The organism is Duganella guangzhouensis (assembly GCF_009674535.1).
GTDB classification, from domain to species: Bacteria; Pseudomonadota; Gammaproteobacteria; order Burkholderiales; family Burkholderiaceae_D; genus Rugamonas; species Rugamonas guangzhouensis.
Genome location: NZ_WKJK01000017.1, coordinates 59,783 through 74,812 on the forward strand (window position 1 = coordinate 59,783; position 15,030 = coordinate 74,812).

Genomic DNA, 15,030 nt, shown 5'->3' on the forward strand with positions numbered 1-15,030 from the left:
AAACTTCTGGCATGCGCGATTGGAGCCCGATGGCACGCAACTATGGGCAGAAATTCGTGGTGAGCGGATAATTAATGGCGGGGTGAATATGCCACCGCGGATCTTTACGGAGGGCGATCATGGATGGGATAACTGAGGAACTGGCCTACAAGGCGATGTTCAGGTTTCTTGAAAAATACTATGAACTAACCGGATCCGATGATGTCGGTGCGCTGTTGGGAAGTATGGGCCATCTGTCAGATGGTCGCCCTGCGGACGCTGCCATGTTGGGTGAATGGCATGCCTGCATCCGTGAGACGGTGGCAGCAGAAAGGATGCGCTCCGCTGGTAGCCGTAGTGGTTTGTAGAATTGCAAGTAATCGCATAAGATGACGGCTCTTCACCAATTACTGCGGAGTTCAGAATCAACGGCATGCTTGAAATCTTGGCGATCACCGGCCCGATCTACCTGGTGGTGTTGGCCGGCTATGCCGCCACCCGCTTTGGCCTGTTTGCCCGCACCGATATGCAGGTGTTCGGCAAATTTGTGTTTAACCTGGCGTTGCCGGCGCTGATCTTCAATGCGCTGTCGCAGCGGCATATCAGCGACATTCTGCATCCGGCTTATCTGCTGTCCTATCTGGGCGGCTCGCTGCTGGTGCTGGCGCTGGCCTTTCAGGCCGGCCGTCGCGCGCTCGGTCTGGGCGTCACCCGCAGCACCTTCCTGGCGATGGGCATGTGCTGCTCCAACAGCAGCTTTATCGGCTTCCCGATCCTGATGTTGATGGTGGCGCCGGTGGCCGGTGTGGCGCTGGGCATGAATGTGCTGATCGAGAATCTGATCATGCTGCCGCTGCTGCTGGCGATGGCCGAACATGGCCGCGATGGCGGTGGCGGTACCTGGCCGCAGTTGCTGCGTCAATCGGCACAGCGGCTGATGCGCAATCCGCTGGTGCTGGCAGTGGTGGCCGGCATGGCGGTCAGCCTGAGCGAACTGGCGCTGCCGCAGCCGGTGCTGCGCACGGTGGACCTGTTCGCGCGTGCCAGTGGTGGCCTGTCGCTGTTTGCCATCGGCGGCATGCTGGTCGGGCTGTCTCTGAGCTCCGGCTGGCAGCGCGTGGTGCCACAGGTGGCGGGCAAGTTGATCGGCCATCCGCTGGCGGTGCTGCTGATCGCCGCGTTGCTGCCGCTGGTCGGCGTCGCGCCGATGGAACCGCAACTGCGCGCCGCCGCCTTGCTGATGGCGGCGATGCCGATGCTGAGCATCTATCCCATCATCGGCCAAGCCTACGGCGAGGCCGACCGCGCCGCCACCGCGCTGCTGATCTGCATGGTGACCTCCTTCTTCACGCTAAGCGGCTGGATGTGGTTGCTGCACTGAGCTGAAGTGACTGGACGCGAAGCCGAGCAGGGCGTCCAGCGCCGGGTTGCGGTGGTCGGGGCGCCAGGCCATGTATAACTCGGCGTAGGCGGTGGCGTCGGCCAGTTCGCGGAAGGCGACGCCTTGTACGTTGAAGTGCTGAGCGGAGGCGGGCACGATCGCGATTCCCATGCCGGCCCGCACCAGGCCGATGATGCTGTGGGTCTGGCTGATGTGCTGCACATAATTGGGTACCACGCGCGGCGCATGCAGCAGGGCGTGGATCAAATCATGGAAGTATTTGCCTTCGTCTGGCGAGTACATGATGAAGCGTTGCCGATGCAATTCGGTCAGCGCCACTTGGCTGTGCGCCAGCAGCGGATGCCGCTCCGGCATCGCCAACAGCAGCGGCTCGCGCGCGATCAACTGGAACGACAGTTCGCTGGCGGTGTTCAGCGGCCGTACGAAGCCAAGGTCGATGGTGCCCGCCTCCAGCGCGGCAAACTGGCCCACCGACACCATCTCCTTCAACAGCAGCGTAATCCCCGGCAGCTGCTCGCTGGCGCTGGCAATCAGCGACGGTATCAATTCATACCCCGAGACGGCGGTAAAGCCGATGGTGATCTTGCCGGCCGCGCCGGTGCCGAACTGGCGCGCCGATTGCGCGGCCTGCTCGGCAAACTGCAGCAGCCGGCGGGCGTCGGTCAGGAACACGCGGCCAGCGGTGGTCAGCCTCACGCTGCGGCTGGTGCGTTCGAACAGCGCCACGCCCAGCGCATGCTCCAGCAGCTGGATGTGGCGCGTCAACGGCGGTTGCGTCATGTGCAGGCGCGCGGCGGCGCGGCCGAAGTGTAATTCCTCGGCCACGGTGACGAAACAGCGCAGCTGGTTGAATTCGAGATTCATTCCGATTTTTGAATTAATCGATATTCATTATAGCTTAGAAATAAAACGATCCTCTCCCTATAATCGATTCATCGTTTTTGGAGAGATGACATGCCCCCAGCCGTATTATTGATTTCCCCCGTGCTGCCGGAGCTGGACCGCCAGCTTGCCGAGCGCTACACCGTCCATCGCCTGTATCAGCACGCCGACCAGAACGCGTATCTGAACCAGCACCAGCACAGCATCGTCGCCGTGGTCACCGGCGGCGCGCTCGGCATCAGCACCGCGCTGATGGAGCGTTTGCCGGCGCTGAAGATCGTCACCATCAACGGCATCGGCACCGATGCGGTGGATCTGGGCTATGCGCGCCGGCATGGCATCCACGTCACCACCACGCCGGACGTGCTGACCGCCGATGTGGCTGATCTGGGCATCGGCCTGGCCATCGCCACGCTGCGTGGCCTGTGCACCGGCGACCGTTACGTGCGCGCCGGTGACTGGGGCAGCAAGCCGCTGGCGCTGGCCAATAAATTCTCCGGCAAGCGGGTTGGCATCGTTGGCTTTGGCCGGGTTGGCCGGGCGATTGCGCAACGCGCCGCCGCCTTCGATTGTCCGATCTCTTATGTCGACCGGCGCGAGCATGCCGATGTGCCATACCGTTACGTGTCCGACCTGCTGCAACTGGCGCGCGACAGCGATGTGCTAGTGCTGGCCGCGTCGGCCAACGACGGCAAGGTGATCGTCACCAGCGAAGTGCTGGACGCGCTGGGACCGCAGGGGGTGTTGATCAACATCGCGCGCGGCAAGCTGGTGGACGAGCAGGCGCTGGTGCTGGCGTTGCAAGAGAAGCGTCTCGGCGGCGCCGGGCTCGATGTGTTTGTCGACGAGCCGCGCGTGCCGGCCGCGTTGTGGACGATGGAGAACGTGGTGCTGCAACCGCACCGCGCCAGCGCCACCGAGGAAACCCGGCGCGACATGGGCCAGATTGTGCTCGATAACCTGGCCGCGTACTTCGCCGGCCAGCGGCCGCCGACCAGCGTGACCATCTAAGCGTTTCAGAACGCCCGGCATAACAACATAACACCGGCCGGGCCTCATCATTCATTGGAGGAGACACCATGAGCAGATTCACCCCACCGGAAGCGGTCGCGGTCGAGCAGGCCGCCGCCGCAGCTGGAGCCGCGAGCGCCGGCCGCTTCCGCTATGTGATCCTGGCGCTGATCTTCGTCGCCACGGTAATTAACTACGCCGACCGCGCCACGCTGTCGATTGCCGGCACCGCAGTGTCGAAAGACCTGGGCCTGAGCCCGAGCCAACTGGGTATCGTGTTCTCTGCCTTCGCCTGGGCTTACGTGATTGGCCAGGTGCCGGGCGGCTGGCTGCTGGACCGCTACGGCGCCAAGCGCGTATACGGCGCCAGCATCGTGCTGTGGTCCTTGTGCACGCTGGCGCAGGGCTTTGTGCATTTCAGCGCCGGTGTCGCGATGGCGGTGGCCTCGCTGTTCCTGCTGCGTTTCATCCTCGGGCTGGTGGAGTCGCCGGCCTTCCCCGGCAATGCGCGCGTGGTGTCGACCTGGTTTCCAACCGGAGAACGTGGCCTGGCCACGGCGCTGTTCAACTCCGCGCAGTATCTGGCGGTGGTGTTGTTTACACCGCTGATGGCATGGCTGACCCACGTCTTCGGTTGGCAGCATGTGTTTGTGTTCATGGGCTGTCTGGGGCTGGCGCTGGCCGCCTGCTGGTACTGGCTGATGGGCGAACCCAAGACTCATTCGCGCATGTCGGCCGGCGAACTGCAATTCATCGAGGCTGGCGGCGCGCTGACCAATCTGGATAACGCGGTGCAGAACGCCAAGCCGAAACAGAAATGGTCGCAAGTGAAGCAGCTGTTCACCAGCCGCATGATGTGGGGCGTGTACATCGGCCAGTACTGCATTACCTCGCTGACCTACTTCTTCATCACCTGGTTCCCGATTTATCTGATCAAGGGACGTGGCATGACCGTGATGACGGTCGGCCTGGTGGCGGTGCTGCCGGCGATTTGCGGGTTCGCCGGAGGTATCATCGGCGGTGCCTTGTCGGACTACCTGATACGGCGCGGCATGTCGGCTTCCACTGCCCGCAAGATCCCTTTCATGGCGGGCATGGGCTTGTCGAGCTGTGTGGTGGCGGCCAATTTTGTCGACACCAACAGCGCGGTTGTCGCCATCATGGCGCTGGCGTTCTTTGGCAAGGGTCTGGGCGCGGTGGGCTGGGCGGTGGTGTCCGATACCGCGCCGCGTGAAATGACTGGTTTGTGTGGCGGCGTGTTTAACGGCTTGGGGAATATCGCCGGCATCGTCACGCCGATCGTGATCGGTTATGTGGTGGCCACCACCGGCTCGTTCAACAATGCGCTGTGGTTCGTTGGTGCGCACGGCTTGCTGGCCATTCTGGCATATGGCGTGCTGGCGGGACCGTTCAAACGGCTGGTCATCAAGGAGCGAGCATGAAAAAGATGCTGATGGCGGCCGCGCTGGCAGCAGTGGTGACGGCGGCCGGCGCGCAATCGAACGTGAGCTTGTATGGGATCGTCGACTTGGGCCTGGTGTCCGAACATGGCGGCGCCAATGGCGCGCTGACCAAGCTGACCAGCGGTATTGGCTCGGTGTCGCGCTTTGGCCTGCGCGGTGTGGAAGATCTGGGCGGCGGTCTGTCGGCGATCTTCACGCTGGAGTCGGGCGTGAAGGCGGACACCGGAGAACAGGACAGCGCCGGTGTGCTGTTCCAGCGCCAGGCGTGGATGGGATTGCGCAGCACCACCTGGGGCACGCTGACGCTGGGCCGGCAGTACACGCCGTTCTACAAAGTGTTTTCCGACGTGGCCGATCCCTTTGCCACCAGCTATGCTGGCACGGCGCGCAATCTGTTCCCGGTCAGCGGCGCCACCACCCGCGCCAGCAATACGGTCAAGTATGCGACGCCGAATCTGCGCGGCTGGAGCGCGGAAGCGGCTTACACCTTTGGCGAACAGGCCGGGTCCAGCACCGCTGGCCGCCAGACCGGTTTCGCGGCGGGTTACGAGCAGGGACCGCTGGTGGTGCGGCTGGGGCGTCTGGACCGCAACAGCGATGTAGCGGGCGGCGCGCAGCACGACAGCGGCAGTAACACTATCCTGGCGGCCAATTACGACTTCAAGATCGTCAAGGCGTATGCGGCGTATGAGCGGGACAAGGGATATGGCGTCGGCACGCTGGCCAACACCTCGAACCCGTATGGCGGCGTGGCGCCGACGCCGTCCACCGACGCACGCGAACTGCTGGTCGGCGTCACCATGCCACTGGGGCGGGGCAGTTTGATCGCCTCGCACATCGACAAGGATGATCGCAGCGGCTACAACCAGGATGCGCGGCAGGATGCGATCGGCTACGTCTATCCGTTGAGCGCACGCACCAGCGTCTACACCGCCTACGCCAAAATCCACAACAAGAACGGCGCCGGCTACACGGTGGGGAACAACGCCGAGGCGGGCAGCGGCGATAGCGCGGTCAACCTCGGCTTGCGTCACACATTCTGACCGCGTGGGGCGATCGGCGCTTTGCTGCCGCGGCCCCACAGGATGAAACTGACCAGTGCCAGCAGGATGAAGTTGAGCGGCAGCGCGGCGAATTCGCCACGCGAAGAGTGGAACATGATGGCCGCGAGCTGCAGCACTACGCAGCCTAGCGCGGCCAGCACGCCCAGACGTGGCTGAATGCGGGTCAGGGCCGGCAGCAGGATGCCGACACCGCCTGCCACGTCGATCGCGCCCATCAGACGCAGAAACCACTCAGGCACTTCGCCCGGCCACACCCACATGCTGGCCAGCTGCTGCACCGGCAGGAACAGCTTCATGCAGCCGAACAGGATGAAGGCGATAAAAATCAGCGTTTGCGCCACCCACAGCGCAACCCGCAGCGGTTTGGACGAGCTTTGGACAGACATGTGAATTCTCCGGTCAAGTAAGGATGTAGCGCATCGTAGCTAGCGCATCCCATCTTGACAATCGACATGTTCTCAATAAAACTTATCGATCAAATCGATAAGTTGAAGATCCCACATGCAGCCTCACCCTACACTGGATCAGCTCCAGGTCTTTCTCGCCGTGGCCGAACAGGGCAGCTTTTCCGGCGCCGCGCGCAAGCTGCACCGCACGCAGTCGGTGGTCAGCTACACCATCTCCAACCTGGAAGAACAGTTGGGCGTGGAGCTGTTCACGCGCACGGCGGCGCGGCGGCCGCAGTTGACCGATGCCGGCACCTCGGTGCTGGAAGATGCGCGCCGCATGCTGAGCAATCTGGATGTGCTACGCGCCCGCGTGCGTGCCATGAGCGAGGGGCTGGAGGCGGAGCTGTGCGTGGCGTTGAGCGGGATTGTGCCATCCGAGATTGTGGTGACGGTGCTGCAGGCGTTCCGGAGCCGCTATCCGACCGTGTCGCTGAATGTCACCGTCGGCACGCTGGGCGTGGTGGTTGATGCGCTGATGAGTGGCAAAGCGGCGCTGGGGTTCGGCGGCGCGTTGAGCACCCCCAACGACAGGCTGGCATTCGACCGCATCGGTCATACGGCGATGGTGCCGGTGGCGGCACCGGACCATCCGCTGGCGCAGCCTGCGCGCGCGTTGACGCTGGAGGATGTGCGCGACCAGACGCAGATCATCGTCTCCGATGCCTCGGGCTTGACCAAGGGGCGCGACTTCAATGTGTTTTCGCTGAAGACCTGGCGCGTTAGCGACCATGTCACCAAGCTGTTGTTCATTCGCGGTGGACTGGGATGGGGCGGACTGCCTGCCTCGCTGGTGCGCGAGGATCTGGAGCGCGGCCGGCTGCGGGTGCTGCCGTTTGCCGCGTTCGACCAGCGCGAGTTTGCGCTGTATGCGATTCATAACAGCGCGCAGCCGCCAGGACCGGCCGCGCGCTGGTTGATCGACGCCTTTCGCGCCGGATTTGCCGGGTCAGCGCATCAGAACAGCGAGCGGATGCCCAGCGTGAAGTAGCGTCCGCGCGGGTCATCGGCCAGCGCGAAGCCGTCGCGCAGGCCGGCGCGGGTGCCGTTGCCGGAGTAGGCGCCGATCGGTGGCGTGGCGTCGAACAGGTTTTCGATGTTGAAGTACACCTGCGCGTCGCCCATGCCCAGATCGACCTTGTAGGCGAAGTTGACGCCGGTGGTGGCGAACGAACGCATATGGTTGTTGACCCACACCTCGGCCGGATCGCCGCTCAGCTTCATGGCGCTGCGCCAGCGTTGATTGATGTCGACGGTGAAGTCGTTCATTGGACGGAAGCGGAAGTAGGCCGAGACCCGCACCGCCGGCGTTGAGGCCATGCCACCGGCGCCAAATGCGACGCCGCCCTGGTCCACGGTCGCCAGGCCAGGCTGGCGGTAGTAGACGTGCGGCTGCCACGCGGTCAGCAGGCGGAACGAGGCCGGACGGTCAAACAGTTTGCCCGCGTAGTTACCCTCCAAATCCAGGCCGAAGGTTTCAACCTCGGAGATGTTGACGCTGCGGTTGATCCAGGCGGTGACGGCGTTCGAGGCCGCAGTGCTGGTATAGCCGTTTGGCCGGATCTGCAGCGCGCAGTACGGCGAGGTGCCGCCGCTGGCGTAGCAGGCTTGCTGGAACGCGGTGGTGGAGCCGGACACGGTGGTGATCGCGTCCGAGATCTTGATGCGGTAGGCATCGGCCGCGAAGCTCAGTTTCGGCAGCGGTTTCCACACCGCGCCCAGCGTCATGGTGTTGCCGATTTCCGCTTTCAGGTCCGGGTTCGATTGGTCGATCTGCGGCACCGCGTTGCTGGTGCCGGTCAGCAGGTCGGTCGGACGCACCACCACTTGCGACTGCGGCGCGAACAGGTCGTACAGCGTAGGGGCGCGGATGTCGCGCGAGCGGGTGGTGCGGATGCGTAGTTTGTCGGTCACGCTCCAATCCAGGCCCACTTTCCACGTCGTGTAATTGCCGCTGGTGTTGTACGAGGTGTAACGCGCGGCGCCGTTGGCGCTCAGGCTTTTCGACAGCGGCACGTCGATCTCGCCGGCCACTTCCCACACGCGCTGGCTGACGCCTTGCGGGCTTTCGCCGAATACGTATTCGGTCAGGGTGGCGGTGGACGAGCAGTTCAGCGTCAGGCCGGTGCAGTTGACCAGGTCCGTCGGCCGCGAGCTGCTGTGCGACTTGAAGGCCACGTCGCGCCACTCGGCCGAGATGGCGCCGTTGACCGGGCCGGCCCAGTTGTCCAGCAATTTGCCGGAGAGCTGGCCGGTGATGTCGTTCATGGTGGTGAGCGAATCGAAGAACACGGTGTCGGTCACATAGTCGATGGCTTGCTGCGAGGCGGCGCTGGGGCCGAACACGTTGAGCGGCACGCAGTTGTCCATCAGGCCGGGATTGGTGACGGTGACGTTACACACGGTCTTGCCGCCGCTGCTGACGGCATCCAGCGCGGCCGACAGCTTCTGGCGGTTCAGCACATTGGCCATCGCGGTATTCAGCTTGGAACGGCCGTAGGTGTAATCGACGTCCCATTTCCAGCCGTTGGTTTTACCTTCCAGGCCGGTGACGAACACCCACTGCTTGGAATCCGAATCGGCTTGCAGGCGCGGGATGTCGCTCAAGAATTTGCTGAAGGTGAAGCTCGACTGGGTGGTCGGAATCAGCGCCTGGTATTCGGCCGGCAGGAAGGCGTTGGTGCGGCGCAGAGAGACGCCACTGAGCTGATTGGTCTCGGCGAAGTTGGTGTTGGTCTTCAGGTTGCCGGACAGCTGGGCGTAGGCGTGGATGTCGCGGTTGATGTCGTAGTCGGCGCGGCCGAACAATTGGGTCGCTTGCAGGCGCGCCAGCAGGCCGGAGTCCCAGTAGCCGCCGTCGCCGCCGACTTCAATCGCCGAGGTGCCGGTGGCGGTGCCTGCCACGAAGGGACTCAGCACGCCATTGCTCTTGAAGGTCTGGCCGGCCAGCGCGCCGCTGGTAATCAGGCCGCCGAACGGGAAGCTTTTTTGGCGCAGGTTCGATTGCAGCACATAGGGATTGGCGGCGGTGCCGGCGCCGGTGACGCCAACCTGATTCAGCCAGTCGCGATCGGAGCGGTTGTCGATGCCGCCTTCCTTGCGGTATTCAACGCCGGCTTCAACGTGCAGACCCTGGCCCAGATTGGCGCCCCAGGCCAGCGAGGCGTTGGATTTGGCGGCGTCGTTGCGCGACGATTTGCCGTAGCTGGCATCAGCCTTGATGCCGTTGAATTTGTGATCGATGATGTAATTGACCACACCGGTCATGGCGTCCGAGCCGTAGACGGCCGAGACGCCGCCGGTGACCACGTCGACGCGCTCGACGAACTGCTGCGGAATCAGGTCGACGTCGACCGCGCCGTTGTACAGCGTGGGCGGGATCCGTTTGCCGTCCATCAGCACCAGCGTGCGGGTGGCGCCGATGTTGCGCAGGTTGAGCTGATTGGCCGAGCCACTGCCGCCGGCCGCGCTGCCGGCGGTGGTGGGATTGCTGGCCGAGCCGCGCGAGCCGGCAAACACAGGCAGCGTGTTGAGCGCGTCGGCCAGTGTCGATCCGGGACGCGAGGTAAGCAGGTCGTCGGCGGTGACCACCGTGGTTGGGGAGGGATTGCTGTCGCCGTTTTTGATGACGCGGGAACCGGTGACGGTCACCGAGGTTAGTGGCGCTTCGTCGGTTTGCGCCGAGGCGTTGACGCACAACGTGAGCATGCTCACGCCGCACACCAGCATGTGCTGCGGTTTCTTCATTGTTTCATCTCCTGTATGGTGATTCAATTCACTCTGAGGCTGGAGCGTATAGAAAGATCAACCGCGTGGCTTTGGACGAAAACTAGATTTGCTTGCACGTTTGTTATGCAATGCCCAAAATCAAATATCCACGAAATAAATAATTATTTCCACTTCGTCATTTTTATTGTTTTGTGACCCATATAATTGACGGCGAATAAACTCGACGAATGCGATTATGCGGTTGAATTTTCCTGTAAGTAATATTGAATACGTGTTGGACGAAACGGAAACCATCGTCTCAAAAACCGACCTGCAAGGCAATATCTGCTACGTGAATGCCGACTTTATTCGCATCAGTGGGTATGCCGAGGATGAGTTGCTGGGCGCGCCGCAGAATATCGTGCGCCACCCGGACATGCCGGCCGCCGCCTTCGAGGATCTGTGGCGTGCACTGAGAGCGGGGCGGGCCTGGAATGGGCTGGTTAAAAACCGTTGTAAAAATGGGGATTTTTACTGGGTCGAGGCGAATGCCGCACCTTATTTTGAAAATGGCAAGCTTGCCGGTTATACCTCGGTACGGGTAAAACCATCACGCGCGCAAATCGAGGCTGCCGAGCGTTTATATACAACGGAAAATCTGCGATTTAAAGAAAAACGGCATATTTCATTATCAACGCAGTTTCATATTATATTTTTCGGGTTGACGCTATTAATGCTGGCGGCGTTGCTGCTGCCGGCTTTTAAAACCCTGATCGGCATCGATCTGATACTGGCGTTGGTGGGCATGATGGTGTTGCGTAAATCCGCCATTACGCCGCTGATCGCGATGCGCGGCGCGCTGGAACGCATGGGCGGCGGCGATTTGACCGGCCGCATCGCCACTGAAGGAGCGGCCGAGGTGGTGGCGATGCAGCATGCCTTGCGCGTGTTGCAGATCAATCTGCAATCGCTGGTGGGGCAGATCAAGGAGGCCAGCGCGGTGGTCGGGCGCGAGGCGCACGGTATCGCGCGCGGTAACGCCGATCTGTCGGCGCGCAGCGAGAGCCAGGCCAGCGCGCTCGAACAGACCGCCGCGTCGATGAGGCAGATGACCGGCACCGTGCACCAGAATGCCGACAATGCGCACGAGGCCAACGATGTGGCGCTGACCGCGGCGCGGGTGGCGGCGGATGGCGGCGCCGCCGTGGCTGCGGTGGTGCGGACGATGGAGGCAATCCGCGCCAGCTCGACGCGGATTGCGGACATTATCGATGTCATCGACGGCATCGCGTTTCAGACCAATATTCTGGCGCTGAATGCCGCCGTGGAGGCGGCACGCGCGGGCGAACAGGGACGCGGCTTTGCCGTGGTGGCGGGCGAGGTGCGGCAACTGGCACAGCGCTCGGCCAGCGCCGCGCATGAAATCACGGCGCTGATCAATAGCTCGGTCGAGCAGATCGGCAATGGCAGCCGCGAGGCGGCGGATGCGGGCCGCATCATGCGCGAAATGGTGACATCGGTGGCCGAGGTGGAGCGCTATATGGGCCAGATCAGCCAGGCCAGCAGGGAGCAAAGCAGCGGCATCGCGCAGATCGACCAGGCGGTGGGCCATATCGACAGCATCAACCAGCAGAACGCGGCGGTGGCGGAAGACGCGGCGCTGGCGGCGCAGCGCATGCAGCGGCAGGCGGTGGTACTGCAGCACCTGATCGCTCAGTTCAAGCTGGTGGCGGGCGGGCCAGCCATGGTGATGACGATGCCGGCGCGACGCCAGCACGCGTCACCAAGCGGTGGCGCGGCAGCGGGCCGGCTTAGCGTCGGCCGACCATGATCTTGCGCGCCGGCGCGGCGTTGGACGCGTGCGGCGTGGCGGCGCCGAACAGGGCTTCGACCATCGGGTCGCGGCGGATATCCATTTTCTTGGCACGGGTTGGGTAGACGGTATCGTCGACCAGGCGGTGCACACGCGCGCCTTCGCGGTTGACGGTTACGCTCAGGGTAGGACCGTCATAGCGGTCTGCAGTCAGTTGTGTCATGGTTGAATTCTCTTTTGGTGATGGTAATTAAGCTGCCATGTAGACGCTGGCGCGGCGCACGGTCTGGCGCGCTGGCGCGTCGTCATGCTCCGGCTGTTCCGGCGCCTGGGTGGCGGTGATCTTGAGAATGTGGCGGCGCGCTTGCGCGGCGCAGCCGGCGTACAGCGCGACATAGGTCTGATATGCCTCCATCGCCGGCCAGTTCTCAGGCAGCAGTTCTTGCGGCAGCAGCGGATCGCTGCGGCGGCACTGCTGGTAACCGTGGCTGACCAGTAGCCGTACCATGTACGCCTGCTCGTCGCTGAGGGCGGCGCGCCGGCCCAGCATCTGCCGCAGCGGTTGGAAGCGTTGCAGGAACTGCGCGTACAGCGCGGCCGGCGTCTCCAGATCCCATTCCATGGTGCCGAACAGTGGCTGACGCACCGCCGCCGCCAGCTGGGCGCCGTGGATTTCGAACAGCGCCATGCCATGTTCTTCGCCGCACTGCACGCCGCGCGTGTAGGCCGCCGGCCGCGCCAGCAGATTGGGCGCCAGCATGCAGTATTCCAGGTCCAGCAACTGCTTGCGGGTGCTGGCGTAGCGCGGCGCGCTGATGCCGCCGCTGTTGATCAGCAGCGTCCAGTCTTCGGCAAAGCTGCGCGCGGCCGGCATGTTGATGCGCTGGCGCGCCGCCAGAAGCGCGGCGGCGGTGGGCGCGGTCAGCATGCACAGGCTGCGCCGGCCATGGCGTTCCAGCTTGATCATCTGGTGCTCGGCCAGGCGGAACAGCGCGGTGCGGATGGTGCGCTCCTGGAAGCCCAGTGGTTCGAGTAGTGCGATGGCGCTGCCCAGCCATTGGGTTTTCTGGCCAAATGCCTGCGCTTCGCTGAACATCAGTTTCAGCAGGGTGCTCAGGCGCGGCCTGGCCTGGCGCAGGATGGCGTTGATGTGGAATTCGCTATTCATGATGGTAGTTGGACTGAGAGTAGTACAGGCGCGCGGCGCGCCACAGGTTGAGCCAGAGCGCGAGGCAGGCGGCGCACAGCAGCGCCGCGCCGGCGCGCGCCAGCATCGGTTGATAACAAGCGGCCAGCAACAACAGCACGGCGGCGGCGTGCAGGCCGTACTGCCATTGCGCGTGGCGCTCGGGGATGATCTGGTTGATATTGGGCGGCTTGCGGCCGCTGATGTCGCGCCGCTGCTGCAGGTGATACCAGGTCAGGAAGGGCACGATCTTGTACAGCATGCCGCTGATGGTCGACAGCGCAACGCCACCGATCAGCAGCACACCGATCGCCAGCGGCGCCGCGTTGGAGGGCGTGGCCGCTGGCCACAACCACAGTGCCAGCGCCGCCAGCAGGCTGGCCATGGCGGTGCGCCAGAACAGCGTGGTGGGATCGGCGCGCGGGCGCTTGCGGCGCGCCAGCAGGTAGAGCGTGACGCCGCCAAACAGCGCGTAACCGCCGGCCAGCAGCCACAGGCTGGCCTGGTGCAGCAGCGCGCCGGCGCCGTTCCAGCCGCTGGACAGCGAGGCCGCCGCCAGCAGCATGAACAGCAGCGTGCTGAATTGGCCGGTCAGCCATTTCGGATAGGGTTCGGTCAACATGAACATCGGCACCACCTGGAAGGCGATGCCGATCACCAGCAATCCGATCCAGCCGGACAGCCCCCACAGCGCATGCAGGTCGGTCAGGCGCTGCAACGACAGCTGCAGCAGGCCGGGCCAGGCGAACACGCTTGCCAGCAGCGCGCCCAGCACCATGGTGACCAGCAGCGACGCCAGCGACAGCCGGACTCCGGCCACCACCGCGCCGGCGCCGGGCAGGTGGTACTGCCACATGCCGACCGTGCAGGCGCCGACGAACAGCAGCAGTCCGGCCAGCAGCAGCGCCATGGCGAAGCGGAACAGCACCGGGTTCTCATGCCAGAAGCCGGCCGCCAGCAGCAGCGTACCGGCGCCCAGGCACAGATGGACGGCGGCGCCGACGCGGCCAGTACCGGGAACGCCGATGCCGGCCACCACCGGCAGCATTTGCAGCAGCGCGCCTATCATTGTCATGCTGACGCAGCCCAGTACCATCAGGTGGACCACGGCCAGCGTCAACGGCGACCAGCGCGTCAGCAAAGCGGCTTCGCCCTGCCAGGCCAGCAAGGCGGCGGCCAGCGTCGCAAACAGCGGGGCGCTGAGGAAGTACCGCAGCGGCAGCGACAACGGCGGATTGGCGCCGAAGGCCAGTGCACGCTGCGGGGCATCCAATGGTTTCATGCGCCGTCGGCCAGCCAGATGGTGACTTGGTAGCGCTGTTCGTCGGTGACGGCGCTGTGGTACTGGTAGCCGTTGCGCAGCAGGATGCGGTACAGCGGCACCGGCTCGCGGTCGATCAGCACGCGCAGCCGCTCTGGTGGCGCCAGCGTGTCCAGCGCTTCCAGGATGCGCACCATCGGTTCCGGCGGCTCCAGGCCGCCCACGTCCAGCAGGCGGCTGCTGGCGCCGGGGGCGAGCGCGCTGTTCATGCCGCGCTCCCGGTTTCGGCGTGGTCGAGGTTTTTCATGCTGGCGATGACGGCGTCGGCCTGCTTGATCAGCACGAAGTCGGCCTGCGGATACAGGATGCCTTCTTCTTTCAGATTATGCTGGCGCATCAGGATGCGCAGCAGGTCGGCCTGGTCGAAGTAGGCTGCGGTGTCGCGTTGGGCGATCGCGGCCCGCATCAGGGCCAGCATCTCGCGCAGCTGGCGGTGCTCGGCGCGCATCACGGTGGTGGGGCCATAGCCATTGCCCAGCGCGTGGTCCAGGCGCGGGAACAGCACCCGTTCTTCCTTGTCCAGATGGCAGTTGAACAGGGCCAGGAAGCGTTCGAACTGGCGGCCGGCGGACTCCCAGTGGCGCAGGATGACTTCCGATTCCGCCATGGTGTACTGTTCGTCGCAGCGGCGGTGGTCCTGGTCGAGATAAGTGGCGATCTTTTGCATCTTGTTTGTCCTTGATTAAAGCTGCAGCCATTGTCCCACCCGATAAAGCTCAAATTCTTTGATTCATATCAAGGATTTCAGGGTTCAT

General features: G+C 63.8%; 15 protein-coding genes and 1 pseudogene. 8 read left to right on the forward strand and 8 right to left on the reverse strand.

Features of this window, described 5'->3' with window-relative positions; all coding sequences use genetic code 11:
• Positions 1–119: 119 nt before the first annotated feature.
• Positions 120–347: a hypothetical protein gene (locus tag GJ699_RS26200; protein WP_154381942.1), complete on the forward strand. Its 228-nt coding sequence runs from the start codon at positions 120–122 to the stop codon at positions 345–347.
• Positions 348–412: 65 nt separating this feature from the next.
• Complete coding sequence (locus GJ699_RS26205) at positions 413–1,360, forward strand: AEC family transporter (protein WP_154381944.1); 948 nt, start codon at positions 413–415, stop codon at positions 1,358–1,360.
• On the opposite strand, the gene GJ699_RS26210 is transcribed toward GJ699_RS26205, so the two are convergent.
• Positions 1,331–2,245: a LysR family transcriptional regulator gene (locus GJ699_RS26210; RefSeq protein ID WP_154381946.1), complete on the reverse strand. Its 915-nt coding sequence runs from the start codon at positions 2,243–2,245 to the stop codon at positions 1,331–1,333. The genes GJ699_RS26205 and GJ699_RS26210 overlap by 30 nt on opposite strands.
• Before the next feature lie 90 nt (positions 2,246–2,335).
• On the opposite strand from GJ699_RS26210, the gene GJ699_RS26215 reads away from it, so the two are divergent.
• The 3 genes from GJ699_RS26215 to GJ699_RS26225 all read left to right on the forward strand — a co-directional run bounded on the left by GJ699_RS26215 (position 2,336) and on the right by GJ699_RS26225 (position 5,780).
• Positions 2,336–3,274 carry a 2-hydroxyacid dehydrogenase gene (locus GJ699_RS26215; protein ID WP_154381948.1) on the forward strand — a complete coding sequence of 313 codons (939 nt, stop codon included), beginning with the start codon at positions 2,336–2,338 and terminating at the stop codon, positions 3,272–3,274.
• 68 nt (positions 3,275–3,342) lie between these two features.
• Positions 3,343–4,716, forward strand: a complete 1,374-nt coding sequence (locus GJ699_RS26220) for an MFS transporter (protein WP_154381950.1) — start codon at positions 3,343–3,345, stop codon at positions 4,714–4,716.
• Positions 4,713–5,780 (forward strand): porin, encoded by a 1,068-nt coding sequence (locus GJ699_RS26225; RefSeq protein WP_154381952.1) that lies wholly within the window; start codon positions 4,713–4,715, stop codon positions 5,778–5,780. The genes GJ699_RS26220 and GJ699_RS26225 overlap by 4 nt, the downstream gene beginning before the upstream one ends.
• Here the strand turns inward: GJ699_RS26225 and GJ699_RS26230 are convergent.
• The gene (locus tag GJ699_RS26230; RefSeq protein WP_154381954.1) at positions 5,768–6,187 is read right to left on the reverse strand and encodes a DoxX family protein; all 420 of its coding nucleotides are present in this window, start codon (positions 6,185–6,187) and stop codon (positions 5,768–5,770) included. The two genes, GJ699_RS26225 and GJ699_RS26230, sit on opposite strands and share 13 nt — an antisense overlap.
• Positions 6,188–6,302: 115 nt before the next feature.
• On the opposite strand from GJ699_RS26230, the gene GJ699_RS26235 reads away from it, so the two are divergent.
• Complete coding sequence (locus GJ699_RS26235; protein WP_154381956.1) at positions 6,303–7,238, forward strand: LysR family transcriptional regulator; 936 nt, start codon at positions 6,303–6,305, stop codon at positions 7,236–7,238.
• On the opposite strand, the gene GJ699_RS26240 is transcribed toward GJ699_RS26235, so the two are convergent.
• The gene (locus GJ699_RS26240; protein ID WP_154381958.1) at positions 7,205–9,994 is read right to left on the reverse strand and encodes a TonB-dependent receptor domain-containing protein; all 2,790 of its coding nucleotides are present in this window, start codon (positions 9,992–9,994) and stop codon (positions 7,205–7,207) included. The two genes, GJ699_RS26235 and GJ699_RS26240, sit on opposite strands and share 34 nt — an antisense overlap.
• Positions 9,995–10,211: 217 nt before the next feature.
• Here GJ699_RS26240 and GJ699_RS34740 point away from each other — a divergent pair.
• Together GJ699_RS34740 and GJ699_RS26245 are read left to right on the forward strand one after the other, a co-directional pair.
• Positions 10,212–10,538: pseudogene (locus tag GJ699_RS34740) on the forward strand (PAS domain-containing protein); the annotation flags it as partial.
• Between the two features lie 150 nt (positions 10,539–10,688).
• The gene (locus GJ699_RS26245) at positions 10,689–11,786 is read left to right on the forward strand and encodes a methyl-accepting chemotaxis protein (RefSeq protein ID WP_229262310.1); all 1,098 of its coding nucleotides are present in this window, start codon (positions 10,689–10,691) and stop codon (positions 11,784–11,786) included.
• On the opposite strand, the gene GJ699_RS26250 is transcribed toward GJ699_RS26245, so the two are convergent.
• Genes GJ699_RS26250 through GJ699_RS26270 form a run of 5 tightly spaced genes read right to left on the reverse strand, consistent with a single transcriptional unit; the run spans position 11,767 to position 14,942 of the window.
• Positions 11,767–11,991, reverse strand: a complete 225-nt coding sequence (locus GJ699_RS26250; protein ID WP_154381961.1) for a hypothetical protein — start codon at positions 11,989–11,991, stop codon at positions 11,767–11,769. The two genes, GJ699_RS26245 and GJ699_RS26250, sit on opposite strands and share 20 nt — an antisense overlap.
• 27 nt (positions 11,992–12,018) lie before the next feature.
• Positions 12,019–12,936, reverse strand: coding sequence for a PaaX family transcriptional regulator C-terminal domain-containing protein (locus GJ699_RS26255; protein ID WP_154381963.1), 918 nt, complete (start codon positions 12,934–12,936; stop codon positions 12,019–12,021).
• The gene (locus tag GJ699_RS26260; protein ID WP_154381965.1) at positions 12,929–14,236 is read right to left on the reverse strand and encodes a heme-copper oxidase family protein; all 1,308 of its coding nucleotides are present in this window, start codon (positions 14,234–14,236) and stop codon (positions 12,929–12,931) included. The genes GJ699_RS26255 and GJ699_RS26260 overlap by 8 nt, the downstream gene beginning before the upstream one ends.
• Entirely contained in the window at positions 14,233–14,484 is a 252-nt protein-coding gene (locus tag GJ699_RS26265) for a DUF2249 domain-containing protein (protein ID WP_154381967.1), read from the reverse strand. Before GJ699_RS26265 ends, GJ699_RS26260 begins: the two co-directional genes overlap by 4 nt.
• The gene (locus GJ699_RS26270; protein ID WP_154381969.1) at positions 14,481–14,942 is read right to left on the reverse strand and encodes a hemerythrin domain-containing protein; all 462 of its coding nucleotides are present in this window, start codon (positions 14,940–14,942) and stop codon (positions 14,481–14,483) included. Before GJ699_RS26270 ends, GJ699_RS26265 begins: the two co-directional genes overlap by 4 nt.
• Between the last annotated feature and the right edge of the window lie 88 nt (positions 14,943–15,030).